The organism is Micromonospora sp. NPDC005205 (genome assembly GCF_040608275.1).
In the GTDB taxonomy this organism is placed as follows: Bacteria; Actinomycetota; Actinomycetes; order Mycobacteriales; family Micromonosporaceae; genus Micromonospora.
The window spans coordinates 771,754-796,833 of record NZ_JBEXHV010000001.1 but is presented as its reverse complement, the minus strand read 5'-3'; the positions used below and the strand labels follow the sequence as shown (position 1 = coordinate 796,833).

Sequence of the window (25,080 nt, the reverse complement as noted above, 5' to 3'; positions counted from 1 at the left end):
AAGGTCGGGATGACGAACAGCGGGGACGACGTCCGCGCGTTCGAGCAGGCGTGGCAGGACGAGGAGGGTGCACCGCGCCGGATGGAGGACGGCGCGCAGGCTGCCGAGCTGATCGGCATGGCGTTGCTGGTGATGGCCATCATCACCCTGACCCAGAAGGTCCTCGTCATCGTCCAGCTGACGATTCTGGTGGTTCAGGTAGCGATCGCGTTGGCAGCAGCGGCACCCAGTCTCGGCTCCTCGTTGGCCTCGATCCCCGTATCGATCGGCCTTGCCCGGATGGCGATCCAGCGGATCATCAAGGAGATCATCGAGCGGGTCGTCAAGGAGATCATTCCGCGGTTGTTGAAGCGTGCAAAGACGCTGCTACGCCGTTTCAACCGCAAGGGCGCGAAGCCGGGTGGCCCGGGACGACCCGCTGTACCCGGCCCGCACACCTCCCCGCGCTACCATCACACGAAGCCGATGCTCGACAAGTACCGCAACGAGCACCTGCCCGGAGGGCACTTTCCGACGGCGGTGCGCCGGCTCAGTCCAGAGGAGCTCGAACAGCACCGGGTCTTCTTCGACAGCAACGGCATGTTGCGCAGCGCCAGAAATGGCGAACCGTTCGACACGTCGAGCGCCCAGACCGTGTTCAGCGGAAACGGTCAGGCGATCTTCGTGATGGACCGGAACGGCAACCTCTACGCGTCCAACTACCAGAAGGTCGGCGATTTCCACCACTCCACTTTGGGCAACGGGCAGCCGGTCGCCGCGGCGGGCGAGCTGGTCGTCAAGGACGGTAGGGTCCAGTACGCCACGGCGCGCAGCGGTCATTACCAGCCCGACGTGAGCCACATGGCCAATCTCGACGCCGAGTTCAAGCGCAACGGTGTGGGCGGGGTTCCGATCCTTGCCTGGGACGGCAGCCAGATCTTTTAGGGGAGTCGACGAGCATGGGTACGGACAGTTGGAAGGGCCACGTGAACGGGATCCTCTACGGGATTCAGTTCGACCGGGTGATCGACGACTCGGTAGTGGCCCGGGTCGTCGACGGGGTGACCGCCGGGCTCTACCCGGGCGACCGGGCTGAGACGCGGGACGCGTTGGAGCAGGCGCTGCTCTATTCGGGCCCGCTGAACGACCAGGCGGAGACGCCCCACGGTGAGGACGAGATCCGCTCGTTCTTACGCCAGCTCTCCGCCGCACTGGCAACCCCGCCTTCGAGCTGATCAAGAGGTTTGCGTCAAGGAATCGCCTTCCGGTGACGCAAACTTCTTGATCAACGGAGGTGGGGACGGGCGGGGGCGGTGGGAGTGGTACCAGGTGGCGAAGAGGGCCGCGGCCAGGAGCAACTCGGCCAGGTCGCCGCCGTAGTACATCAGTTGGGCGGCCGAGCGGAACGCTTCCGGGTCGCGGTCGGTGAGGCCGGGCGGGAGGGTTTCGGCCTGGGCGTACAGGTACTTGGCCAGCACGGCGTGGCCGGCCGCCGCGCCGAGGAGGGCACCGATTCGCACCGCCAGTCCCGGGCGGCGCGGTGCCGGGTCCGGCCCGGCCAGCGACCAGGCGAAGAAGTACCCGGCGGCCAGGTAGTGCAGGTGTACGGCGTGGTGTAGGACGGGTTGCCGTTCGGCCGCCGCGTACAGCGGGGTGAGCAGCACCAACGCCAACCCGCCGGTGGTCAGCAGCGCGGCGGTGGCCGGGTGGGCGAGCAGGTGCAGCGGGCGCGCGCGCAGCAACCGGCCGACCGCTCGGCGTACCGGCGGCGGCGCGACCCGCAGCAGCAGCGTCACCGGGGCGGCGAGCACCAGCCCCAGCGGGGCCAGCATGCCGAGCAGCAGGTGCTGCGCCATGTGCCCGCCCGGGTTGTCGGGGAGTTGGGCGAGCGGCCCGACGGCGACCGCCAGCAGGGCGCAGCCGACCAGCCAGGAGGCGGTCCGCCGATGGTCCCACCCCCGCGGGTCCCGGACGCCGGCCAGCACGTAACCGACCGCCAACAACGCGACCGGGACCAGCGGGAACCAGGTCGGCCCGGCCGCACCGTGTCCGGCGTGCGCCAGCGGCCCGACCGCCGTCATCGGGGGCCGGCGTCGGGCCGGCGGGAACGGGCCCGCCACAGGACAGCCACGCCGGCCAGCAGCAGCACCGCGCCGGCCGCGATCCACAGCACGTCGTACGGCAGCAGGTGTACGCCGTAGCGGATCTGGTGCAGCCGGAGCACCTTGTGGTCGACGATTCCGTCGAAGAGCTGGAATCCGCCGGCGCCGAGCAGGAAGCCGCCCCAGGCCAGCCGGCTCGAGAGGGCGCTCCGTCGACGCAGGTCGGCGAACCAGAAGAACCCGCCGACCAGGGCGATCACCTCGGCGGCGTGCAGCAGCCCGTCCGAGAGCAGCGCCATCGAGGGGGTGGAGCGGTCGTAGAAGTGGTGCCAGGCGAGGAGTTGGTGGAAGACGATCTCGTCGACCGCCGCCATGATCGCGATGCCGATCAGGACGCCGACGAGGGTGGAGGAACGGACGTCGACGATGCGTTGGCTCGACGCGCGTGAACCAGCCATCACACACCTCGCATCCACGTCAGGCGGGCCTCAAATTACCCCGGAGCAGACAAACCATGCCGCCGAAGCTGATGACGGGCACCCAACCGGGCGTGATCAACACGAGTTTGGCGAAACCGGGGTGTCCGCCCGGGTTGGATACCGCGACTTCCGGGAAGCCGTGTTGATCAAGCCGGCGGTGCCGCGTGGATCAAGCCGGATCAGCGTGGGTGGGAGGGCCGGACGGGCCGGCCACATCCCCGTTTCGTGGCTCCCGGGCCACTGACGGCATGATCATGGAGCCTGGAGGGGCAGCGACAGCCAGATCCAGAGAAGGAGGTGCCCGTGCCGGACGCGGACGAACTCGTCGCCAACGCGCTCGCGGCGGTGCGCGGCACTGACGTACGGCAGGCCGAACGGCAGCTGGACCAACTGATGGTCGGCACCGGCGCCGCGGACGGCAGCACGGCGGTGGACGCCGCTCTGCTGCGTCGCCTGGTCCGGGCACTGGGTCGGCTCTGGCCGCGCGGTTGGCAGCCGGTCGACGTGGACCGGATCACCAGTCGACGGCTCGACGGCCGCGCGGCGCGGCTGGTCCGTGCGGCGATGGCCGCCCAGCGGCGTGACCAGGCCGAGCCGGTCCCGGCCTGGTGGGACGACCAGTTACGCGAACTGGTGGCCGCCGAGGGCGGTGCCGACGGCAGCGTGGTGGCCGGTTGGGCCAGCCGGGAGGGACTGGACCGGGCCGACGCGCTCCGCTCGGCAGTGGACGCTCTCGCGCTGGTGGAGAGCCTGCCGCCGATCGCGGTGCTGCGCCCACCACCGGGCACGAGCGGCGCGGCACTGCCCCGCACGGCGGGCACGGCTCGCAGCGGGTCGCCGATGCTGGATCGGGTGCGGGCGCTGCTGGCGAAGGCCGAGTCGACGACCTTCCCGGCGGAGGCGGAGGCACTGACGGGAAAGGCCCAGGAGCTGATCGCCCGGCACAGCATCGACGAAGCGCTGCTGGCGGCCGGGTCCGAGCGCGGGGACCTGCCCGGCGGGGTACGTCTGAGCACCGACACCCCGTACGCGGGCGCGAAGGCGCTGCTGGTGCAGGAGGTGGCGGCGGCGAACCGGTGCGAGGCGGTCTGGTCCGACGATCTGGGCTTCGCCACAGTGCTGGGCTGGCCGGCCGACCTGGTGGCGGTCGAGTTGCTCTACACGTCGCTGCTGGTCCAGGCCACGGCGGCGATGCTGCGTGGCCGTGCCGAGCGCCGGTCGGGGTCGGGGCGGCGGACGAAGGTCTGGGACGAGTCCTTCCTCAACGCGTTCGCGCTGCGGATCGGCGAGCGGCTGCGCACGGCCACCGAGGCGGCGACCAACGCGGCGGATGAGGCGGCGGCCGAGACGGCCGGGGCGGAACGGCTGTTGCCGGTGCTCGCGGCGCGGGGCGAGGCGGTCCGGGAGCGGTTGGACACGCTCTTCCCCGGCGTCACCCGGCATCGGCTCAGCGTTCGCGATGCCGAGGGCTGGTCGTCCGGCACCTCGGCCGCCGACCGGGCCTCGCTGGACGTCGGTGGCGCCCGGAAGCCCCGACAGGTGCCCGGCCGACCCGATCCGCGCTGAACCGTCCGGCGTGGGAACGCCCCCGGCGGATGTTTCTGCGATTTTCTTCGGTACGCGGTAGGGATCGGGGGATCGGCTCCGACCCTCCGGTGAGTCGCGCCCCGATCGGGGTGCGGCCAGAGCCTGAGGAGCAATCGCCGTGAAGTACATGCTGCTGATCTGGAACCGGCCCGGCTTCACCGAGAGTCTGAGCGAGCAGGAGCGCACCGCCCTCTTCGGTGAGGTCGACGAGATCATGAAGGAGCTGACCGAGACCGGCGAGCTGATCGGCGGCCAGGCGTTGGCGAATCCGTCGCAGACGTTGACGGTCCGGCTCGTGGACGGCAGCCCCGAGGTCCTCGACGGCCCGTTCATGGAGAGCAAGGAGCAGTTCGCCGGCTACCTGGCCGTCGACTGCGACAGCCCGCAACGGGCTGCCGAGATCGCGGCCCGCTGGCCGGACGTCCGGTACGGCGGCGCGATGGAGGTCCGCCCGATCATGGACGAGGCCGGGACGGAGATGTGACCGAGGACCGGACGGTCGAGGATCTGCTGCGCACCTTCGCGCCGCAGGTCCTCGGCCTGCTGGTCCGTCGGCACGGACAGTTCGACAGGTGCGAGGACGCGGTCCAGGAGGCGCTGCTCGCCGCTGCGACGCAGTGGCCCGGGCAGGGCGTACCGGACAACCCGCGCGCCTGGCTGCTCACCGTTGCCACCCGCCGGCTCACCGACGAGTGGCGCAGCGAGAGCGCGCGCCGGGACCGCGAGGCGACGGTGGCGCGGCGCGAGCCGGCGTACGCCGGGGTGGCGCCCGCGGCGGACGCGGAGCCCACCGTTGCGGCCGACGACGACACCCTCACGCTGCTGTTCCTCTGCTGCCACCCGGCGCTGCCCGGCTCGGCGCAGGTGGCGCTCACACTGCGGGCGGTCGGCGGTCTCAGCACCGCCCAGATCGCCCGGGCGCACCTGGTGCCCGAGGCGACGATGAGTCAACGGATCCGACGGGCCAAGCAGCGGATCGAGGCTGCCGGGGCACGGTTCACGATGCCCGGGCCGGCCGAACGGGGCGAGCGGCTGGGCACGGTGCTGCGGGTGCTCTACCTGATCTTCAACGAGGGCTACACCGCGTCCAGTGGCCAGGACCTGCGCCGGGCCGAGCTGACCGGCGAGGCGATCCGGCTGGCTCGCATCCTGCGCGGGCTGCTGCCGGACGACGGCGAGGTGACCGGGCTGCTGGCGCTGATGCTGCTGACCGATGCGCACCGGGCGGCCAGGGTGGGGCCGGACGGAGAGTTGGTGCCGCTGGCGGAGCAGGACCGTTCCCGGTGGGACGCCGCCGCCATCGCGGAGGGGGTAGCGCTGATCACCGAGGCGCTGACCTGGTCGCCGCCCGGCCCGTACCAGCTCCAGGCGGCCATCGCCGCTGTGCACGCCGAGGCGTCGACGGCGGCCGAGACGGACTGGCGGCAGATCGTCGCGCTCTACCGACTGCTGGCCCGGATCGCGCCGAACCCGATGGTCACCCTCAACCAGGCGGTGGCGGTGGCCATGGTCGACGGGCCCCGGGCCGGCCTCGCCCTGCTCACGCCGTTGGACGCCGACGAACGCACGGCCGGGCACCACCGGCTGGCCGCAGTCCGGGCTCACCTGTTGGAGCTGGCCGGGGAGGTCGGTGCGGCGCGGGAGGCGTACCTGGTGGCGGCGCGGGGCACCACGAGCCGGCCCGAGCAGCGCTACCTGGAGGTGCGGGCGGCCCGGCTGACCGGGCAGGGCTGAGCGACGTCGCCTTGCCGCTTTGGCAACAATTGTCACCGCCGCTGAGCACAGCGCTGCCGGCCGCCGGGCGCCCGGCGGCCGGCAGCGGCGGTCACACCTCGGGTTCGATGGCCGGGCAGCTGGCACCCCGGGCGGGCACCACCCGATCGGTCAGGTACGAGTCGACGGCTCGTTGCACGCACGGGCTACTGCTGTAGCTGCCGTGCCCCCACCCCTGGTAGGTGAGCACCGCGCCGTGCCGGCCCAACTGTCGCGCCACGTTGCGCGCCCAGTCGTAGCCAGTGGCCGGGTCGTGCACTGTGGCGGCGAGCAGCAGCGGCACGTCGGTGTGGACCCGTAGCCGATGCTGCGGGTTGGCCACCGGCGTCGGGGTGCCCAGGCAGGTGACCAGGGCGAACAGCGCCGGCGGGTAGCGCAGGTCCGGCGCGAGCCGGGCCGCCCGGCGCAGATGTCCGACGTACTCGCGGTAGTCGCGCACCGGCAGGCTCCAGTCCTGACAGAAAACCGCGAAGGGGTACGGAGCCACGGCGTCGGCGGTCGATGGGCCGGCGCTTCGAATGGCGGTGGCGGCATCCATCCTGCCCAGCCACTCGGCCAGGCCCGGCCACCGCCAGGTGTCGTAGAACTCCTTGTGGGTGAGCCGGCTCAATTCGAACGGGGTCAGCACCACCCCGGGCCGCTTCGGGTCGGTCAACAGGCCGCGCTCGGCCCGCGCGTGCAGCTCGGCCCAGATCGCCCGGAAGTCCCGACCGTGCAGTGCACAGGCCGCGGACCGGTCACACCAGGCAACGAACTCGTCGAACGCACCCTCCGCGGCGAGGGCCTGGCTGTCGAGGAGGGCACGGGTGCCGACGCTGTGGTCCATCGTGGCCTCCAGCACCATGGCCCGGACCCGGTCGGGGTACAGCTCGGCGTACCGCTGCCCGAGCAGGGTGCCGTACGAGCTGCCGTGGAAGGTCAACTGCCGTTCGCCGAGCGCGGCGCGGACCGCGTCCAGGTCGCGGGCGGCGCTGGTGGTGTCGACGTGGTCGTAGAGCGCCCCGGTGCGGGCCCGGCAGTCGGCGCGCAGCAGCGCGTTGTTGGCCAGTGTGGCGTCGAACTGCGCCTGGTCGGCGATCAGTTGCGGTTGTCGGGCGAGCAGGTCCCGGGCACAGACCACCGGGTGGCTGCCGCCGGTGCCGCGTGGGTCGAAGCTGACGATGTCGAACCGGGCGCGCAGGTCGGCGCTGAATCGGGAGCTGCCGTCCACCACCCGGTCGACCCCGCTGTCGCCCGGCCCGCCGGGGCCGAAGACCAGCGCGCCTTTCCGGGTGGCCGGGTCGGCGAGCCGGCGGGCCAGCGACAGGTCGAAGCGCTCACCCCCGGGTCGGTTCCAGTCCACCGGCAGCGACAGGGTGCCGCACTCGGCGCCGGTGTCAGTGGCGTTGGTGTCAGTGGCGCAGGGCCGCCAGTCGATCGTCGGGGCGGGCTGTGGTCGGGCGGCGGCCGGGCTCGCCGGGGTCAGGCCGGCGGCAGTCAGGGCCAGGGCGACGGCCCAGCCGACTGCGGATTTGCGTACGCGCAGCATGAGGTGCTGTCCTCTCCTCGAAGGAGCGTTGCCGGTGAAACTCGCCCACTGGGCGAGGTGATGCTGCTTCCACCCGGGCCGTCGAGTAGCCGCTCGACGGCCCGGGGCCTCTCTCGTCCGCCGGGTCAGTCGACCTCGCGCAGGACGCGTTCGAGCGTGGTCATCCGGGTCTCCATCCCGCCCAGACGGCCGTCCATCGCCGCGAGCAGTCGGGCGTTCTCCGCCTGGGCCTGAGCGGCCGTCTCGGCGAGCTGGCGGTAGCCGTCCGCCCGGTCCGCCTCGTACCGGGCCCGACGGGTCTTGGCGAGTTGCACGACGGTCACCGTGACCACGCTGATCAGGAAGGCGAAGATGCCGATCGCGCCGACCACCTCGGTCCAGTCGTGTTCGCTCATCCCGGTCATCGCGCCGCTCCTGGTTGCTCGGTCGAGTCGGGCACGGTCAGCGTCTCGACAGCAGCCGCGATGACCGCGGGGGTGAGTGTGAGCACGAACGGCTCCACCTCGTAGTAGTTCATGGCCTTCCCGTCCTCCGACAACTCCAGGCGGGCGGTGACCAGCCCGGCCGCCGCCAGCTTCCGTAGGTGGACCTGCAACAGCGCTCGGCTGATGCCCAGTTGCCGGGCCAGCCCGCTGACGTACGCACGCTCGCGGGCCAGCGCGGCGACGACCCGCAGCCGGTGCGGGTTGGCCAGGGTGGCCAGCACCCGGACCAGGTCGTCGCCGGTCGGCGGTGAGGCGGTGCTCATAACCAGCCCTTGCACATGCCAACGAAAGTTAGCAGGTGTCGGCGAACTGCGGTGCGGATGCAGAGCGGAATCAGGGGGATCTCAGGGTCGGCGAAAGAGGCCGGACACACAGCACGCCGGGCCGGTGATGATCACCGGCCCGGCGTGCGGGTTACGTCGTACGTCAGCTCTTGAAGGCGTCCTTGATCTTCTCGCCCGCCTGCTTGAGCTTGGCGGTGGACTGGTCAGCGCGACCCTCCGCCTCCAGCTGCTCGTTGTCGGTGGCCCGACCGGCGCCTTCCTTCAGCTTGCCGGTCGCGTCCTCGGTGGCGTTGTTGATCTTGTCGTCGAATCCCATTGCCAACCTCCATTGCAAGCATTGCAAGCTTCGCTACAACCACAGAGGTACCCCCGTCGTCACCGGCCCAATCATTACCGTCGTCACAGATCGGCAGCGGCCGACCGGAAGCGACGCAGGCGCAGGCTGTTGGCCACCACGAAGACCGATGACAGCGCCATCGTGGCACCGGCGATCATCGGGTTGAGCAGCCCGGCGGCGGCCAACGGCAGGGCCGCCACGTTGTAGCCGAACGCCCAGAACAGGTTGCCCCGGATGATGCCGAGCGTGCGGCGGGACAACCGGATGGCGTCCACCGCGGCGTCCAGGTCGCCCCGGACGAGGGTGAGGTCGGCCGCCTCGATCGCCACGTCCGCGCCGGTGCCCATGGCCAGCCCCAGGTCGGCCTGGGCCAGCGCCGGGGCGTCGTTGACCCCGTCACCGACCATCGCCACCGACCGCCCCTCGGCCTGGAGCCGCTTGATCACGTCGACCTTCCCGGCCGGCAGCACCTCGGCGATCACCTCGTCGACGCCCACCTCGGTGGCGACCGCGCGAGCCACAGTGGTGTTGTCCCCGGTCAGCAGGACCGGAGTCAGCCCCAGCCCGCGCAGCCGGGCCACCGCCGCCCGGCTGGTCGGCCGGACCACGTCGGCGACAGTGAGCACGCCCCGGGCCTGGCCGTCCCAGCCGGCGACGATCGGCGTACGGCCGGCGGCCTCGGCGTCGCGCACCGCCCACTCGACCTCCGGGGGTACGTCGATCTCACGCTCGCGCAGCAGCCGGACCCGGCCGACCAGCACGGCCCGCCCGTCGACGGTGCCGCTCACCCCCAGCCCTTCGAGGTTGCCGAAGGCGCTCACCGGGGGCAACGCGCCCGCCTCGGTGGCAGCGGCCGCTACCGCACGGGCGATCGGGTGCTCGGAGGCGGCCTCCACCGCCCCGGCGAGCCGGAGCAGCTCGGCCCGGTCCACGCCGCTCGCCGGCACCACATCCACCAGCGTCATCCGGCCGGTCGTCACGGTGCCGGTCTTGTCGAGCACCACGGTGTCCACCCGACGTGTCGACTCCAGCACCTCCGGGCCCTTGATCAGCACACCGAGCTGGGCGCCCCGACCGGTGCCGACCAGCAGCGCGGTCGGGGTGGCCAGGCCGAGCGCGCACGGACAGGCGATGATCAGCACGGCCACGGCGGCGGTGAACGCGGCGGTCGGGCCGGCCCCGGTGCCGAGCCACCAGCCGAGCGTGCCGACGGCGAGGGTGATGACGATCGGCACGAAGACCCCGGAGATCCGGTCCGCCAGCCGCTGCACCGCCGCCTTGCCGCTCTGCGCCTGCTCCACCAGGTCGGCCATCCGGGCGAGCTGGGTGTCCGCCCCGACCCGGGTGGCGGTGACGATCAGCCGCCCACCCGCGTTGATCGTTGCGCCGACCACGCCGTCACCCGGGGCGACCTCGACCGGCACCGACTCACCGGTGAGCATGCTGGCGTCGACGGCGGAGGTGCCCTCGTCGACCACCCCGTCGGTGGCGATCTTCTCCCCGGGGCGGACCACGAACCGGTCACCGACGGCGAGCCGGTCCACCGGGATCAGGCTCTCCACGCCGTCACGCAGCACCGTCACGTCCTTGGCGCCGAGATCGAGCAGGGCGCGTAGGGCGGCGCCGGCAGTTCGCTTGGACCGGGCCTCGAAGTAGCGACCGGCCAGGATGAACACGGTGACCCCGGCGGCCGCCTCCAGGTAGATGTTGCCGGCGCCGTCGCTCCGGACGATGTCGAAGCGGAACGGGTGCGTCATCCCGGGCATCCCCGCGTCACCGAGGAAGAGCGCCCAGAGCGACCAGCCGAACGCGGCCAACGTGCCGAGCGACACCAGTGTGTCCATTGTGGCCGCGCCGTGCCGCAGGTTGGTCCAGGCGGCCCGGTGGAACGGCAGCCCGCCCCAGACCACCACCGGGGCGGCCAGGGTCAGCGACAGCCACTGCCAGTAGTCGAACTGCCAGGCCGGGACCATGGCCAGCAGGACCACCGGCACGCTCAGGGCCACCGACACCCAGAGCCGGGTACGGGGCCCCCGCAACGGGTCCACCGGGGGTTCCGCGCTGGGCGGGGCTGGCAGCGCCGCTGTGTAACCGGTCTTCTGCACTGTCCCGATCAGGTCGTCGGGCGTGACGCCGTCGGCGTACCGGACTGTCGCCTTCTCGGTGGCGTAGTTGACGGTGGCGCTCACCCCGTCCATCCGGTTGAGCTTCTTCTCGATGCGGGCGGCGCACGCGGCGCAGGTCATCCCGCTGATCGCCAGTTCGATCCGGTTCGGCGCCTCGGGCAGCGGTCTGCTGGTGGTGGTCATCGTCTGGTCCCGTCAGTCGTGTCCGTGCCCGGGGGTGCCGTGGTCGGCCCCGCCGGTCGGTGCGGGCCCGCTCGGTTTGGGGGCGTCTCCGGTCGGGGCAGCGCCGGCGACCACTGTGAACTCGGCGGTGTGCACCCTCCCGCCGTGTTGGAAGTCGAGGTAGAGCCGGTAGCTGCCGACCGATGGCACCTCGGCGAGGAAGGTGACGGCCGGACCGGGCCGGGTGCGCCCGTCGCCGGGTGTCCCGTCCGGGTGCACGTGCAGGTAGGCCAGATCGCCCCGACGCAGTGCCACCAGGTGCCCGTACGCGCCCAGGTAGGGCTCCAGGTCGGTGACCGGCTGCCCGTCCCGGCTGACGGTCAGGGTCAGCGACGACGTCCGACCGGGCTGCGGCGCACCGGTCAGGGTGACCGTGTAGCCGTCGACCGTGGTGCTGGTCGTCGGGGCGGGCAACGGCCGTTCGGTCAGCTCGCCGGGGACTGTCACGTCCATGCCCAGGGTCAGCGACTCGCCCCCGGTAGGGGTGAAGTCGGCGAACGCCCGCCACTGCCCGGGGCCGGCCAGCGGGGTGTCGACCCGCCAGGTGCCGTCCGCGGCCAGCTCGGGGTGGACGTGGCGGAAGCCGGAGAGGTCCCGACGGGCGACGATCAGGTGCATCTGCCTGTCGTGCGCCACGTCGTACCGGGTGACCGGGCGGCCGTCCGGGCCGGCGATCCGGAAGGCGAACTCGTCGGCCGGGGCGTCGATCGGTTCGAGGGTGTAGCCACGTTCGGAGACGAGCAAGCCGCCGGGCAGCCGATCGCCCGTCCCGCCCCGCTCGTCCGCCGTCGGGGTGGTGGCATCGTCGTGCCGGCTCTCGGCGACCGGGGCGGGGTCGACGACCCGGCCGATCCCGTAGGCGGCGCCGAAGACCGCCGCCAGGCCAACGGCGAACCCGGCCAGTTTCGTCACGGTACGCACGCCGACCCGCCGATCACGCGTCGACGAGGTCGTAACCGGCCTCGTCGACAGCGGCCCGGACGACGGCGGTGTCCAGCGGCTGGTCGCTGCTGACGGTGACCCGGCCGGCGGCGAGGTCGACCTGGACGTCACGCACACCCGCGATGGCGCCGACCTCGGCGCTCACCGCGCTGACGCAGTGCCCGCAGGTCATGCCCTGCACCTGGTACGTCGTGTCGACCATTGGATCGTCTCCTTCGTGGTACCGGTACCCGGTGGGGGTATCTCAACAGAACCGACCGTACCATACCCCCTGGGGGTACGCTATCCTGGTCGGTATGACCGCACCCACCCCGATCCGCGGATACACCGCCAGCAAGGACCAGCTGCTCGCGCGGCTCCGCCGCGTCGAGGGGCAGGTCCGGGGCATCGAGAAGATGGTCGACGACGACCGCTACTGCATCGACGTGCTCACCCAGATCTCCGCCATCCAGGCCGCCCTCGACAAGGTGGCCCTCGGGCTGCTCGACGGGCACGCCCGGCACTGCATGCACGAGGGCGCCGCCGAGGGTCGGGCCGACGAGATGGCCACCGAGATGATGGCGGCGGTCGGCCGGCTCATGAAGCGCGGCTGACCGCGCTCAGTCCGGCGCGGGATCGAGACGGACCCGGCGCAGCAACTGAGCGTTGAGCGCCACCACGATCGTCGACGCCGACATCAGCACCGCGGCCACCGCCGGGCTCAACGCCACACCCGCCCAGGCCAGCACCCCGGCGGCCAGCGGCAGCGCCACCACGTTGTAGCCGGCCGCCCAGGCCAGGTTCTGTCGCATCTTCCGGTACGACGCCCGGGACAGCCGCACCACGGCCCCCACCCCGCGCGGGTCCGAGGATGCCAGCACCACCCCGGCGGACTCGATGGCCACATCGGTGCCCGCGCCGATCGCGATGCCCACGTCCGCCCGGGCCAGCGCAGGCGCGTCGTTCACCCCGTCACCGACCATCGCCACCACCAACCCCCGCCGCTGGAGCTCGGCCACCCGATCGTCCTTCTCGGCCGGCAGCACCTCGGCGAAGACCTCGTCGACGCCGGGCCGGAAGCCGAGGTCGGCGGCGACCGCCTCGGCCACCGGCCGGGCGTCACCGGTGATCATGGCGATGGTCCGGACACCCTCGGCACGCAACTCGTCGACAGCGCGCCGGGCCTCCGGACGCACCTCGTCGGTCAACGCGAACGCACCGAGCACGGCGTCGGGCAGCCGCACCAGGTGCAACACCGCGGCACCCCGCGCCGACCACCGCCCGGTCGCGGCCTCCAGCTCCGCCGGGAGCGAAACGCCCAGTTCGCGCAGCAGCGCCGGCCCGCCCACCGCGTACTCCGTACCGTCGATTGTCGCCTTCACACCGCGGCCCGGCAGCGACCGGAACCCGGCTGCCCGGGCCGGGCCGCCGCGGCCGGCCGCCGCCACTATCGCCCGGGCCAACGGATGTTCGCTATCCGACTCGACACCGGCCGCGATCCGCAGCACCTCGCTCCGCTCGACGCCGGACGCCGTCGCCAGGTCGGTCACCCCGTGCTCGCCTCGGGTCAGCGTGCCGGTCTTGTCGAAGAGCACGGCGCCGACGGTCCGCATCCGCTCCAGGGCCAACCGGTCCTTGACCAGAATCCCGGACCGTGCAGCGAGCGCGGTGGAGAGCGCGACGACCAGCGGGATGGCGAGACCCAGCGCGTGCGGGCAGGCGATCACCAGGACGGTGACCGCACGGACCACCGCCTCGTCGGGCTGACCGAGCGCGGTCCAGACCAGCACGGTCAGCACGGCGGTGCCGGTGGCCAGGTAGAACAGCGCGGCGGCGAACCGGTCGGCCAACAGTTGGGCCCGTCCACCGGAAGCCTGGGCCTGGGCGACCATCCGCTGGATGCCGGCGAGGGCGGTCTGCTCACCCAACGCCTCGACGCGCACCCGGATCGCCGAGTCGGTGGCGACGGTGCCGGCCACCACCCGGTCGCCAGTCGTCCGGACGACCGGCCGCGACTCCCCGGTGATCATCGATTCGTCCAGCTCAGCGCCGCCCTCGACGACACGGCCGTCCGCCGGCACCCGGCCTCCCGGCCGGACCAGCACCACGTCGCCGATCCGCAGGCCCGTCACCGGCACGGCCTCGACCCGCCCGTCCGCCGGCACCCGTTCGGCCTCGTCCGGCAACAGCGCGGCCAGCGCCGCCAGCGCTCCCCGGGCCTGTCCGATGGCCTTCATCTCCTGCCAGTGCCCGAGCAGCATGATGGTGACCAGCGCGGCCAACTCCCACCAGAAGTCCAGGTCGAAGACGCCGACGCTGGTCGCCAGGGACGCGGCGTACGCGACGGTGATCGCCATCGCGACCAGCAGCATCATCCCGGGCGCCCGGTCCCGGACCTCTCGAACCGCGCCAACCAGGAACGGCCAACCGCCCCACCAGAACACCACCGAGCCGAGCACCGGGCCCACCCAGCCCTGACCGGGGACGACGTCCCCGCTCAGGCCCAGCCGACCCGACACGAGATGACTCGTCAGCACCACCGGGATGGTCAACACCAGGCAGACCCAGAACCGGCGGCGAAACATCGCCGGATCGTGTCCGGCGTGCTTGTCGTGCCCGGAATGCTTGTCGTGTGGCACGGGTTCGGCGTGTCGCGGTCGGTCGGGGCCGGACGGTGACGGAGCGGGCATGGCTCCAACATGCCGCCCCGGAGACCGCCGCGCGAGCGGTTCGGCCGCCCGACACTCCGCCGCGACCTGCAACCCTCGGAGGGGCTGGCTAGCATCTCCCCCGATGGCCCTCCGAATGCCGCTGCACAGTCGGGCACCGGCGCCGCCACGTCGTGGCGGTGCCCTCGGCCGACCGGGCCGAGCACTGACCGTCCGTGATCAAGCGGTCATCAGGCAGCGATCCGCCCCGCCGTCCGCCGCGTTTCCACCGCAACGGTGAACCGCCCGGCCCGCTGACCCGTATCCCGCACCGGATCGTTGGGAGTCTCACCTTGGCCGCCGACCACACTCACCCCGCTCCGTCCGCCCCGCCTCGGGTGCGACGGATCCTCGTCGTGACTGTGGTACCCCTCTTCGTCGCCACCGTGCTGGCCGCGGTGCTGCTCTGGCCGCGCGGCGGGTCACCGCAGACCGATGGTGGTGCCGACGTGCCGCGCTACCCCGGCACTGTCACACGGGTGGTGAGCGAGCCGTGCCCGCCGGCGCCGTCGGTCCCCGAGGGCACACCGAGGGTCGGCGATGGGCGGTGCGGCACTGTCGACGTGCGGGTGGACGACGGGCCGACCGCCGGCCAGCAGGTACGGACTCCGGTGCCCGACGGGCCCGGCGCACCCCGGGTCGAGGTCGGCGACGAGGTGGTCCTGGTCGAGCTGGCCGACCCGACCGATCCCGCCACCAGCAACTGGAACATCGCCGAGCACCAACGCGGCACCCCGATGGTGTGGCTGGCGGTGATCTTCGCGGCCGCGATCGTCGCGTTCGGTCGGTGGCGAGGTCTGGCCGCGCTCGCCGGGCTGGCCGCCAGCTTCGCCATCCTGCTCACCTTCGTGCTGCCGGGCATCAGCGCCGGCAGGTCACCGCTGCTGGTGGCGGTGGTCGGCGCGGCCCTGATCATGTTCGTGGTGCTCTATCTGACCCACGGGGTCACCGCACAGACCTCGGTCGCGGTGCTCGGCACCCTGGGCAGCCTGGTCCTGACCGGCGTGCTCGCCACCATCGCCACCGCCGCGACCCACCTCACCGGCTTCGGCAGCGAGGACGCCACCACCCTGTCGATGTTCCAGGGCGACGTGGACCTGCACGGACTGCTGCTCGCCGGAATCATCATCGGGTCACTCGGGGTACTCGACGACGTGACGGTCACCCAGGCGGCCACCGTCACCGAACTGGCGAACGCCAACCCCGGGCTGACCCGGTTGCAGCTCTACCGTGCCGCCACCCGGGTCGGCCGCGCGCACATCGCCTCCACTGTCAACACCATCGTGCTGGCGTACGCGGGTGCGTCACTGCCCCTGCTGCTCCTGCTCACCGCCGACTCGCGGCCGATCGGGCAGATCCTCACCAGTGAGTTCCTCGCGCAGGAGATCGTCCGCAGCGCGGTCGCCACCCTCGGTCTGATCGCCGCCGTGCCGCTGACCACCGGGCTGGCCGCGGTGGTCACCGCCGCCGGGCGCAGCGACGCCTCAGCGCCCACCGACGCTCCCGCGCCCCAGCCCCGGCCCCAGCCGGACCGCAGCGAGGCACTGGCCGCACTCAGCTCACCGCGAACGGCCGGCTCCGACGAACCGGACCGGACGCGGACCGCACCCCCACCCGAGGCCACCGACCGGTGGCCGAAGTCGAACAGGAGCACGGATACGGCATGGTGACACTCCTCAGCGTGACCAGATCGGGCATCCACCCTGAGAACCCCGTCACTGGTCACTCAACGCTATGGCGAAATGACGCTTTTGGTCGGCATCCAGGCGTAGCTCAGCCGGTCGACTCTCGGGTAACCTCGCTGCCGGTTACCGATGAAGGCGCGAAGCGGCGTCTGCGGTGCCACCGCCCAATCGCCAACCGGCGAGCCGGGGACCCAGGTACCTGGGGTGAATCCGCATCAGCGGTAGGGGCCACTTCCGCCCCGAACCCGTCAGCTAACCCGGTCGGCGGTCGACGGAAGGGAACATTGTGACGGCACCCCTACGCCGCTGGTTGACACCCGTGGTGGCCGTGATCGCCGCACTGACCGTGTTCGCCGGGCCGTTCCCGGCGCACGCCGCCCCGACGAACCCCACACCGTCCGGGCACGAGGAGGACGGCGAGCCCAAGCTGCTCAACGACGTCATCGAGCAGGCCAACCGTGACTACTCCGCCGCGAAGTCCAAGCTGGACAAGTCCAAGAAGCGGCAGAGCGAGTTGGCGGCGGAGGTCAACCGGGCCAAGGCCGAACTGGACGCGTTGGCCCCGCAGGTCGGGCAGATCGCCGCACAGGCGTACCGGACCGGCCGGATCGGCGCGGTCGCGATGCTGCTGGAGAGCGACGCGCCCGACTCGTTCGTCCAGCGCGCCGGGCTGCTCGACGAGATCAACATGGTCAACGAGAAGAAGCTCTCCGAGGTCAACGAGGTGAAGGCCCGCGCCGAGCAGGCCAAGCTGGCCCTCGACACCGAGGTGCGCGAGCAGCAGAAGCAGACCGCCCTGATGGCGAAGCGCAAGAGCGAGGCCGACAAGGCGCTCTCCCTCGTCGGCGGCAAGGGTTTCACCGGCGGCCTGGTGGATGCCACCTCCAAGGTCGCGAAGATCGGCCCGGGTCGCACTGCCGACGGTGACTGGAAGGCCCAGTCGTGCAGCGAGAACGACCCCACCACCTCCGGCTGCATCACGCCGCGCACGCTGCACGCGTACAAGGAGGTCAAGGCGGCCGGCTTCAACCGGTTCGTCGGCTGCTACCGCCCCGGCGGGCCGTGGGAGCACCCGAAGGGCCGCGCCTGCGACTGGTCGCTACAGAAGAGCGGGTTCTCCCCGTGGCACAACAACGACACCCGGACGTACGGCAACAACGTCGCCGCGTTCCTCATCCGTAACGCCGACCGGCTCGGCATCTACTACGTGATCTGGAACCGGCAGATCTGGTTCCCGGCCACCGGCTGGAGTTCGTACAGCGGGCCGTCGAACCACACCGACCACGTCCACATGTCGCTGCTCTGACCCGCACGATCCCCGTCGAGGGCCGTTCCGCGTAACGCGGAGCGGCCCTCGTCGCGTCAGACGGTGGCAGGCGCGGCCGGGTCGGTCGAGGCCGGAGTCGTCAACGTCGTGAAGCCGGCCGGAACGGCGGCCACCGGGCGTACCGCTCCGGCTGCCAGTCGGTAGGACACGCCCACCACCGCGCACCGCCCCCGCGCCACCTCGTCGGCCAGCACGGGCGACTGCCCGAGCAGCGTCTCGACGGTCTGTGCGATGTGGATGTCGACGATGCCGTCGATGTCGTCCACGCCCTCGTCCGCGGCCCGGCGCAGGCTGGGCAGCACGGCGTCGACCACGGCGCGCAGATGGCCACTCGGCGCGGTACCGGTCGCGGCGGACTCCCGGGCGGCCTGCACCGCACCGCAGGAGTCGTGACCGAGCACCACCACCAGCGGGGTGCCGAGCACTGTCACCGCGTACTCGACGCTGCCGAGCACCTCGGGGCCGGCGGTGTGCCCGGCGGTGCGAACCACGAACAGGTCGCCCAGCCCCCGGTCGAAGATGATCTCGGCAGCCAGTCGCGAGTCGGAGCAGCCGACGATCACCGCGAACGGGTGTTGCCCGTCGGCCACCGCGGCCCGGTGCCCGGCATCCTGGTTGGGGTGGCGTGGGGCGCCATCGACGAAGCGCCGGTTGCCGGCGACCAGTTCCGCGTACGCCCGGGTCGGCTCACTGAGCGCGGTGGCCCCGTCGGTAATCCGCTGCGGACCCGGCTGACCGCCGGAGCTCCCGGTATGACTCATCCCGCACCTCGTCTCGACGCATCTGACCTGGTCAAACCGGCTCTCCGCCGGCCGGGCGGCGGGCGCTGGCTCGTGCTCCACCGTCACACGCACCGTAAGATGCGTCAAGGTATGCGTGATTTAGATTTCATACGTTGACTCCGGCCATACCCTGGGCAACCTTCCCGGGGCGGGGCGGACCAGACTCTCGCGAGGGCAGACGGACATCCGGAAGGGCGGTCACACGATGGCGAGCACGGTGACAGGCGACACCGGCAGTGGGCGGAACTGGACGTTCCTCACCAATCACGGGCACGTCCTGCTGGCCATCGCCCGCGATCCGACCGCCCGGCTGCGTGACGTCGCAGCCGAGGTCGGGGTGACCGAACGGGCCGCGCAGGCGATCGTCGCCGACCTGGAGGCGGACGGTTACCTGCACCGCACCCGGGTCGGACGACGCAACGAATACACCCTCAACCCGGCCGGCCGGTTCCGGCACCCAGCCGAGGCCGACCGGCAGGTCGGCGACCTGCTCGCGCTGTTCGCCGACGCGTCCACAGCGAAGGCGGAGCCCCGGGCCTGACCCCGGTCACCGGGGCCGCTGACCAACGGTCACGGCGGTAACCTTTGCGGGTGCGCGAATGCCCGTCGTTGAGCGCGACCCCGTCCCGCCGTGCCCTTCGCGGCGTCCTCAGTGGAACGCTGGCGGTCCTGCTCGGCGCCGGCGTGGTGGCACCCTCCCCCGCGAGCGCCGCGCCGCCTCTCTGCGGTCCCACCGGCACCGACAGCCTGACCCAGATGCCGTGGGCGCTCCGCCGGCTGGAGCCGTCCTCGGCGTGGCCGCTGTCCCGGGGCGCCGGGATCACGGTGGCCGTGATCGACTCCGGAGTCTCCGCCGCCCACCCGCTCCTCAAGGGGCAGGTGCTCGAGGGTCGCGACTTCAACGGCCTGCCGGCCCGCCAGGGCCAGTGCGACGAGGCCGGGCACGGCACGCTGATCGCGGGCATCATCGCGGGCCGGGAGGGCACCGTCGTCCCCTTCAGCGGCATCGCCCCGGCCGCCCGCATCCTGCCGATCCGGGTGCTGCCGCAACTCGGCGCGGTCAACAACCCGCAACTTCCCGCGCAGATCGCCGCGGCCATCGACTGGGCGGTCGAGCAGGGCGCCGACGTGATCAACCTGTCCCTGACCACGGTTCCCCGCCCCGAACTGACGGCGGCCGTCGAGCGCGCGCTGGCCAAAGGGGTGGTGCTGGTCGCCGCCGCGGGCAACCGGTCGGAAGATTCGCAGAACCTGCCGGGTTACCCGGCCGCCTACCCCGGGGTGATAGCGGTCGGCGGGGTGGACGAGCAGGGCGGCCACGTCGGCACCTCGATCAGCGGCGACTACGTCGACATCGCCGCACCCGGGATGAACATCGTCGGGCCGGCACCCGGAAACAGCGGCTACCGCACCGTGCCGGAGGGCGGCACCAGCTACGCCGCCGCGTACGTGTCGGGAGCGGCCGCGCTGGTCCGGGCCGCCTACCCCGGTCTCGACCCGCAGCAGGTAGCGGATCGGCTGAAGCGCACCGCGGACAACCCACCCGAGGGCCAGAACGCCGACATCGGGCACGGGATGGTCAACCCGTACCGGGCGGTGTCGAGCCTGCTCGGCACCAGGGCGAACCCGCCGGCCGGCGCGCTCCCGGCGCCCGCCGTGCGGGACGACCCGCTGAGCTGGCAGCGCCCCACAGCGATCTGGGTGGCGGTCATCGGCGGGCTACTCGCCGGGCTGCTGCTGCTCGCGCGACCGATCATGGCCCTGGGCCGCCGACGCGACTGGCGCCCCGGCCGACGAAACGACGCACCAACCGCCGGCTGAGCTGAGCACCGCAGCCCGACGCCGACGCCTACGCCCGCCAACGCCAGACACGAAGCGGCTCCGGGCCGGGCGAACCGGACCGGAGCCGCTTGTGCGAATGCCTCAGCTCCACACCTTGGAGTTGCTCATCTCCGTGGTGAGGTAGTTTTCGCGGGCGATGCCCACGGCACCGCCGATCTCGTTCAGGATCCGGTTGATGTCCCGGACCGCCGCGTCCCACTTCGCCTGGTGCTGCTCGTAGGCAACCCGGTCCTCGCCGTCCCAGTGCAGCTTGGTCAGCATCGACCGCAGCGTGTCGAGCTTTTCCTCGAGGGTCTTCGAGATGGCCTGCATCTGCTGGTTGCTGCTCTCGAGGACCGCATAGTCAACTTTGATCGTCACGATTTCCTCCTCTGCCGGCTACGGATCACGGGTTGAGAGCAGAGTGGAACTTGTCCAGCATCTGCTGCTGCTCTTCGTCGTTGACCTGGTGCGTCGTACCCGACTTGTCGAGCAGGTCAGCGATGCTGTCCATCGCCGTCAGCAGTTTGACGGTGTCCTCGTTCCAGCGCGTCATCAGCGACTGGAAGCCCGTGGACGCCTGACCCTTCCACGCCATGGCCAAGTCGTCGACCACGTTCCAGAGCTTCTTCAGCTCGCCGTCGACCTCGCTGCGCGTGGACCGCACGTCACTCGCGGCGGTATGCAGAGTCGCAGCTTCGACCTCGAACGCCATGCTTCACACCCTTCCGTCTGTTGTGGTGGCGGCTTCGCCGCACCCCTCCCCCGCGGCAAGGCAGCAACACCCCACCGACGGACACTCCAGTGAAGACCGTAGCGGAACCTGTCCAGCCCTCGCAGCCCTGACCGGCGACGTTCGATGGATGGTGGTGAATCGGACCGGAACGGGCCGCCGGCCCCTACCGAACGAACGACAGCGCTCAGGCCGGCTCAGACCAGGCCGTCTGAATCAGCTGCTGGCCATCGCGACGGCGAACCAGGGTGCCCCGACCGGCCGGTTGCGGGCTCGGCCGCAACGTGCCGAAGACCGCGCCCTCCTCCCGGTTGCCGGACATCAGCAGGCCCGGCGAGTCCAACTCGCGCAGCCGTTGCAGCACCGGCTCGTACAGCGCCCTGGACACACCACCGACGCGGCGCGTGACGATCAGGTGCAGACCGATGTCGCGGGCCTGCGGCAACAACTCCTGGAGGGCGCTCAGTGGGTTGCTGCCGCCCGATGCCACCAGGTCGTAGTCGTCCACCAGGATGTAGAGATCCGGACCCTTCCACCAGCTCCGATCACGCAGCTGGGCGGTGGTCACGTCCGGGCCGGGCAGCCGGTTGGACAGCGCGCTGCGGATCGACCCCAGCCCCTGGGCGAACGCCTGGTTCGACGGGGCGTAGTCGAGCAGGTGATCACCCTCCACCGCCCCCAGCAGGCCACGCCGGTAGTCGGCGATCACCAGCCGGGCCTGCGCCGGCGTGTACCGCTCGGTGATCCCCCGGGCGATCAGGCGCAGCAGGTTGGTCTTGCCGCACTCCGCGTCGCCGAAGACCGTCAGGTGCGGCTCGTTGGCCAGGTCCAGGTAGACCGGCGCGAGTGCCGACTCGTTGACACCGATCGGGAGACCGGGCGCCGAGCGGTCGATGATCCGGGCCAGCTCCGTCACCGGCAGCCGGCGCGGCAGCAACCGAACCTTCGGCGCCGGACGCCCCGGCCAGTTCGCCGCCACGTGCCCGGCCAGGGACAGCGAGGCCTCGCCCAGATCATCGATGTCGCGACGGCCGTCGATCCGCGAGATCGCGGTGAGGAAATGCAGCTTGTCCCGGGTCAGGCCGCGACCGGGCGACTTCTCCGGCACGTTGTTCGCCGCCCGACGGTCGATCTCGGACTCCGACGCGTCACCGAGACGCAACTCCAACTTGGTGCCGAGCAGATCCCGCATGTTGATCCGGATCTCCGCCCACCGCACGGCGGTGAGCACCACGTGCACACCGAAGCCGAGGCCCCGGTTGGCCAACGTGGTGATGGTCTGCTCCAGCTCCTCGTACTCCTGACGCAGGGTGTTCCACCCGTCCACCACCAGGAACACGTCGCCGAACGGGTCGTCGGCGAACTCACCGGCGGCACGGCGACGACGGTAACTCGCCACCGAGTCGATGCCGTGCTGGGCGAAACGACCCTCCCGATCGTCCAGGACGGCGACCACCTCGGCCACCGTCCGGCGGACCGCCTCGACGTCGCGCCGCCCCGCCACCCCGGCCACGTGCGGCAACCGCTCCATGCTGCGCAGCGCGCCCCCACCGAAGTCCAGGCAGAAGAACTGCACCTCCCGCGGCGTGTGCGTGAGCGCCAACGAGGCCAGCAGCGTACGCAGCATCGTGCTCTTGCCACTCAGCGACCGACCGACGATGACCACGTTGCCGCCGGCCCCGGCCAGCTCGACCATCATCGGATCCCGACGCTGCTCGTAAGGGCGGTCCACAACGCCGACAGGCACTGTCAGTCGCCCGCGCCCCGGCCAGGAGGCGGTGCACAACCCGTAGGTCGGGTCCACCGCCAGCGGACCGAGCAGCTCGCCCAGACCCGGCGGGTCGGCCAACGGCGGCAACCAGACCTGGTGCGCCGGGCGGCCCCGACCCTTGAGCTGGTCGATCAGCACGTCGAGCATCGCCACTGCCTTGCCGTCGGCAGGCTGCTCCGCCTCCGGAGCGGTGGTCACCGGCACCTGCGGGACCTGCACCGGCACGAAGTCGAGACCGTAGGGCACGATCCGGCGCTGCACCAGCGCCTGCGAGGCGGAGGCCTGCTGCCCCGGCGCCCGGTACGCCCCGGACACGTACGCGGCCCGGAACCGCAGCATGGTGCTGGTGTCCGTCTTCAGATAGCCGTGGCCCGGCGCGTTCGGCAGCTCGTACGCGTCCGGGACGCCGAGCACGATCCGGCTCTCCACAGCGGAGAAGGTCCGCAGACCGATCCGGTACGACAGGTGCGTGTCGAGGCCCCGCAGCTTGCCCTCCTCGAGGCGCTGGCTGGCCAGCAGCAGGTGCACGCCGAGGGACCGACCCAACCGGCCGATCATCACGAACAGGTCGATGAAGTCCGGCTTGGCGGCGAGCAGTTCGCTGAACTCGTCACAGATGATCAACAAGCTGGGCATCGGCGCCAGCGGCTCACCGGCCGAGCGCGCCTTCTCGTACTCGAAACGGGAGACGTAGTTGCCGGCCGCCCGCAGCAACTCCTGGCGGCGCACCATCTCACCGGCGAGCGCGTCGCGCATCCGGTCGACGAGCGGCAGCTCGTCGGCCAGGTTGGTGATCACCGCGCTGGTGTGCGGCAGCGCCTCCAGCGAGGCGAAGGTAGCGCCGCCCTTGAAGTCCACCAGGACGAAGTTCAGTTCCTCCGACGAGTGGGTCACCGCCAACGCGGCCACCACCGTACGCAGCAGCTCGCTCTTGCCGGAGCCGGTCGCACCGATCACCAGACCGTGCGGGCCCATGCCCTCGTGCGCCGACTCCTTGAAGTCGAGCTCGACCACGTTGCCGTCCGGGCCGACACCGAGCGGGATGCGCAGCCGGTCGCGGTGCCCACGCGGGCGCCAGGTGTTCTGCACGTCCACCGCCGCGGCATCGCCGACGCCGAGCAGGTCCGGCAGCTCGGTGCTGCGGGCCAGCGGCTCGTCGCCGCCGGTCTGCTGCTGGGAGAGCCGGAAGGGGGCGATCTGTCGGGCCAACCCCTCGGCGGCCTCCGCGCTGAGTCGGTCGGGACGACCCAGCGTCGACGACGAGGTGCCCCGGACCAGGTCGAGTGAGCCTCCGTCGTTCACGTCGAGGCAGAGCAGCCAGCGGCCGGCGTCGCGCGGCACCGTCCCGGAAAGGTCGATCACGGTGGCCCCGAGCAGACCCGGGCCGACCAGCTGGCAGGTCGGCGAGATCTCCCCGCCGTCGATCACCACGACCAGGTGCGGGGCGGTGGTCAGCGGCTTGGCCTCCGGCGCGAACCGGGGCCGCCCGGCCAGCTCGGCGGCGAGCGAGGCCTCGGCCTCGGCCAGGCTGGCGAAGACCAGCCGGCGTGCGCCCGCAGCGTCCGTCCGACCGCTGTGGTGGGCGTGTGGCAGCCACTTCACCCAGTCCCAGGACGACTGCCGGTCGGGTGCGGCGACCACAGCGATCACCAGGTCGTCCGGTGCGTGGAAGGTGGTCAGCTGCCCCAGCGCCGCCCGGGTCAGGTCGAGCACCGGCTCGCGGTCGCCGCGCAGCACCACCCGACTGAACGCGCGCACCGACAGCGCCGTCGGCAGTTCGGGCACCGTGGAGTGTGCCCGGACGAACCGGCGGAGCGCGATGGCGCTCATCGGCTCCAGGTCCTCCACCGGCTTCGTCTCCGGTGGGACGATCTCCACGGCGAGCCGCTGCGGGCCGAGGGCGATCCGGGTCTCACCGAAGTCGTCCTCGGTGATCCGCCGCTCCCAGAGTCGCCGGGACGCGGCGATCGACCAGAGCGCGTCGGGCTCCGGGTGCCGCCACGCCATCGCGGCCCGCTGCTGCTCGGCGGCACGCCGGGTGCGCTTGCGCATCTGCGCCAGGTAGCGCATGTAGTCACGGCGATCGGCGTTCAGCTCCGCCTTGTCCTTGCCGCCGCTGTTGGCCAACGAGCCGATCGCCATGCCGAGCATCGAGACACCGAACAGACCACCGGCAACGTAGGTCATCATGCCGCCGCCCTTGCCGGCGTAGAGGAACGCCATGGCGCCGACCCCGCAGAACATCGGCAGGATCATGAGCAGCTGCCCCATCCCGCGGGGTGTCGGCTCGGGCAGCTCAGGAGGCGACTCCAGCAGCACCTCGCCGCGCGGCAGGGCCGGCCCCGGCTGACGCGGGAGCCGGCGGAACACCACAGTGCTCACGGCTGTCTCCTCCCCAGAAGCGGCCCTGATGACGTGCGGCCCGCGGAA

The 25,080-nt window shown here is 71.8% G+C and carries 24 protein-coding genes and 1 riboswitch; of the genes, 10 read left to right on the top strand and 14 right to left on the bottom strand.

What is annotated here, in order from left to right:
* The first annotated feature begins 9 nt into the window (after nt 1–9).
* Together ABZU43_RS03830 and ABZU43_RS03825 are read left to right on the top strand one after the other, a co-directional pair.
* Nucleotides 10–924 carry a hypothetical protein gene (locus tag ABZU43_RS03830; RefSeq protein ID WP_355005015.1) on the top strand — a complete coding sequence of 305 codons (915 nt, stop codon included), beginning with the start codon at nt 10–12 and terminating at the stop codon, nt 922–924.
* A gap of 41 nt (nt 925–965) precedes the next feature.
* Nucleotides 966–1,214: a hypothetical protein gene (locus ABZU43_RS03825; RefSeq protein ID WP_355005014.1), complete on the top strand. Its 249-nt coding sequence runs from the start codon at nt 966–968 to the stop codon at nt 1,212–1,214.
* Here the strand turns inward: ABZU43_RS03825 and ABZU43_RS03820 are convergent, their stop codons facing one another.
* Together ABZU43_RS03820 and ABZU43_RS03815 are read right to left on the bottom strand one after the other, a co-directional pair.
* Nucleotides 1,215–2,060, bottom strand: a complete 846-nt coding sequence (locus ABZU43_RS03820; protein WP_355005013.1) for a cytochrome c oxidase assembly protein — start codon at nt 2,058–2,060, stop codon at nt 1,215–1,217.
* Nucleotides 2,057–2,539, bottom strand: coding sequence for a DUF2243 domain-containing protein (locus ABZU43_RS03815; RefSeq protein WP_355005012.1), 483 nt, complete (start codon nt 2,537–2,539; stop codon nt 2,057–2,059). The genes ABZU43_RS03820 and ABZU43_RS03815 overlap by 4 nt, the downstream gene beginning before the upstream one ends.
* 324 nt (nt 2,540–2,863) lie before the next feature.
* On the opposite strand from ABZU43_RS03815, the gene ABZU43_RS03810 reads away from it, so the two are divergent.
* From ABZU43_RS03810 to ABZU43_RS03800, 3 genes are all read left to right on the top strand, one after another.
* On the top strand, nt 2,864–4,126 hold the full coding sequence (locus ABZU43_RS03810; RefSeq protein WP_355005011.1) for a DUF2786 domain-containing protein: 1,263 nt from the start codon (nt 2,864–2,866) through the stop codon (nt 4,124–4,126).
* A 148-nt stretch (nt 4,127–4,274) separates the two neighbouring features.
* Nucleotides 4,275–4,631, top strand: a complete 357-nt coding sequence (locus ABZU43_RS03805; protein ID WP_355005193.1) for a YciI family protein — start codon at nt 4,275–4,277, stop codon at nt 4,629–4,631.
* Nucleotides 4,628–5,881 (top strand): sigma-70 family RNA polymerase sigma factor, encoded by a 1,254-nt coding sequence (locus tag ABZU43_RS03800; protein WP_355005010.1) that lies wholly within the window; start codon nt 4,628–4,630, stop codon nt 5,879–5,881. The genes ABZU43_RS03805 and ABZU43_RS03800 overlap by 4 nt, the downstream gene beginning before the upstream one ends.
* A 91-nt stretch (nt 5,882–5,972) precedes the next feature.
* Here the strand turns inward: ABZU43_RS03800 and ABZU43_RS03795 are convergent, their stop codons facing one another.
* The 7 genes from ABZU43_RS03795 to ABZU43_RS03765 all read right to left on the bottom strand — a co-directional run bounded on the left by ABZU43_RS03795 (nt 5,973) and on the right by ABZU43_RS03765 (nt 12,046).
* Entirely contained in the window at nt 5,973–7,448 is a 1,476-nt protein-coding gene (locus tag ABZU43_RS03795; protein WP_355005009.1) for an alpha/beta hydrolase, read from the bottom strand.
* Between the two features lie 125 nt (nt 7,449–7,573).
* Nucleotides 7,574–7,852 carry a hypothetical protein gene (locus tag ABZU43_RS03790; RefSeq protein WP_355005008.1) on the bottom strand — a complete coding sequence of 93 codons (279 nt, stop codon included), beginning with the start codon at nt 7,850–7,852 and terminating at the stop codon, nt 7,574–7,576.
* Entirely contained in the window at nt 7,849–8,196 is a 348-nt protein-coding gene (locus ABZU43_RS03785) for a helix-turn-helix domain-containing protein (protein WP_355005007.1), read from the bottom strand. Before ABZU43_RS03785 ends, ABZU43_RS03790 begins: the two co-directional genes overlap by 4 nt.
* A 163-nt stretch (nt 8,197–8,359) precedes the next feature.
* Nucleotides 8,360–8,533 (bottom strand): CsbD family protein, encoded by a 174-nt coding sequence (locus ABZU43_RS03780; RefSeq protein WP_036410891.1) that lies wholly within the window; start codon nt 8,531–8,533, stop codon nt 8,360–8,362.
* 83 nt (nt 8,534–8,616) lie between these two features.
* Nucleotides 8,617–10,863, bottom strand: a complete 2,247-nt coding sequence (locus ABZU43_RS03775; RefSeq protein WP_355005006.1) for a heavy metal translocating P-type ATPase — start codon at nt 10,861–10,863, stop codon at nt 8,617–8,619.
* A gap of 12 nt (nt 10,864–10,875) precedes the next feature.
* Nucleotides 10,876–11,823 carry a hypothetical protein gene (locus ABZU43_RS03770; protein ID WP_355005005.1) on the bottom strand — a complete coding sequence of 316 codons (948 nt, stop codon included), beginning with the start codon at nt 11,821–11,823 and terminating at the stop codon, nt 10,876–10,878.
* Between the two features lie 13 nt (nt 11,824–11,836).
* A complete protein-coding gene (locus ABZU43_RS03765; protein ID WP_238681977.1) occupies nt 11,837–12,046 on the bottom strand; it encodes a copper ion binding protein in 210 nt (69 codons plus the stop codon).
* 94 nt (nt 12,047–12,140) lie between these two features.
* Between ABZU43_RS03765 and ABZU43_RS03760 the strand changes: the two genes are divergently transcribed.
* The gene (locus ABZU43_RS03760) at nt 12,141–12,437 is read left to right on the top strand and encodes a metal-sensitive transcriptional regulator (protein ID WP_030329541.1); all 297 of its coding nucleotides are present in this window, start codon (nt 12,141–12,143) and stop codon (nt 12,435–12,437) included.
* Between the two features lie 6 nt (nt 12,438–12,443).
* On the opposite strand, the gene ABZU43_RS03755 is transcribed toward ABZU43_RS03760, so the two are convergent.
* The gene (locus ABZU43_RS03755; RefSeq protein WP_355005004.1) at nt 12,444–14,408 is read right to left on the bottom strand and encodes a copper-translocating P-type ATPase; all 1,965 of its coding nucleotides are present in this window, start codon (nt 14,406–14,408) and stop codon (nt 12,444–12,446) included.
* Nucleotides 14,409–14,824: 416 nt separating this feature from the next.
* Between ABZU43_RS03755 and ABZU43_RS03750 the strand changes: the two genes are divergently transcribed.
* Both ABZU43_RS03750 and ABZU43_RS03745 read left to right on the top strand, forming a co-directional pair.
* The gene (locus ABZU43_RS03750) at nt 14,825–16,201 is read left to right on the top strand and encodes a YibE/F family protein (protein WP_355005003.1); all 1,377 of its coding nucleotides are present in this window, start codon (nt 14,825–14,827) and stop codon (nt 16,199–16,201) included.
* 166 nt (nt 16,202–16,367) lie between these two features.
* Nucleotides 16,368–16,498, top strand: a riboswitch (cyclic di-AMP (ydaO/yuaA leader).
* A 4-nt stretch (nt 16,499–16,502) separates the two neighbouring features.
* Nucleotides 16,503–17,522, top strand: a complete 1,020-nt coding sequence (locus ABZU43_RS03745) for a hypothetical protein (RefSeq protein ID WP_355005002.1) — start codon at nt 16,503–16,505, stop codon at nt 17,520–17,522.
* 56 nt (nt 17,523–17,578) lie between these two features.
* Here ABZU43_RS03745 and ABZU43_RS03740 read toward each other — a convergent pair whose 3' ends face one another.
* On the bottom strand, nt 17,579–18,304 hold the full coding sequence (locus ABZU43_RS03740; RefSeq protein ID WP_355005001.1) for a carbonic anhydrase: 726 nt from the start codon (nt 18,302–18,304) through the stop codon (nt 17,579–17,581).
* 226 nt (nt 18,305–18,530) lie between these two features.
* Between ABZU43_RS03740 and ABZU43_RS03735 the strand changes: the two genes are divergently transcribed.
* Nucleotides 18,531–18,866: a MarR family winged helix-turn-helix transcriptional regulator gene (locus ABZU43_RS03735; RefSeq protein ID WP_355005000.1), complete on the top strand. Its 336-nt coding sequence runs from the start codon at nt 18,531–18,533 to the stop codon at nt 18,864–18,866.
* Between the two features lie 50 nt (nt 18,867–18,916).
* Nucleotides 18,917–20,146: a type VII secretion-associated serine protease mycosin gene (mycP, locus tag ABZU43_RS03730; RefSeq protein ID WP_355004999.1), complete on the top strand. Its 1,230-nt coding sequence runs from the start codon at nt 18,917–18,919 to the stop codon at nt 20,144–20,146.
* A gap of 102 nt (nt 20,147–20,248) precedes the next feature.
* Here the strand turns inward: mycP and ABZU43_RS03725 are convergent, their stop codons facing one another.
* The 3 genes from ABZU43_RS03725 to eccCa all read right to left on the bottom strand — a co-directional run bounded on the left by ABZU43_RS03725 (nt 20,249) and on the right by eccCa (nt 25,032).
* Nucleotides 20,249–20,527 (bottom strand): WXG100 family type VII secretion target, encoded by a 279-nt coding sequence (locus ABZU43_RS03725; RefSeq protein WP_030329555.1) that lies wholly within the window; start codon nt 20,525–20,527, stop codon nt 20,249–20,251.
* 25 nt (nt 20,528–20,552) lie between these two features.
* Nucleotides 20,553–20,861 (bottom strand): WXG100 family type VII secretion target, encoded by a 309-nt coding sequence (locus tag ABZU43_RS03720; protein ID WP_139583998.1) that lies wholly within the window; start codon nt 20,859–20,861, stop codon nt 20,553–20,555.
* 205 nt (nt 20,862–21,066) lie between these two features.
* Nucleotides 21,067–25,032, bottom strand: coding sequence for a type VII secretion protein EccCa (gene eccCa, locus ABZU43_RS03715; RefSeq protein WP_355004998.1), 3,966 nt, complete (start codon nt 25,030–25,032; stop codon nt 21,067–21,069).
* Between the last annotated feature and the right edge of the window lie 48 nt (nt 25,033–25,080).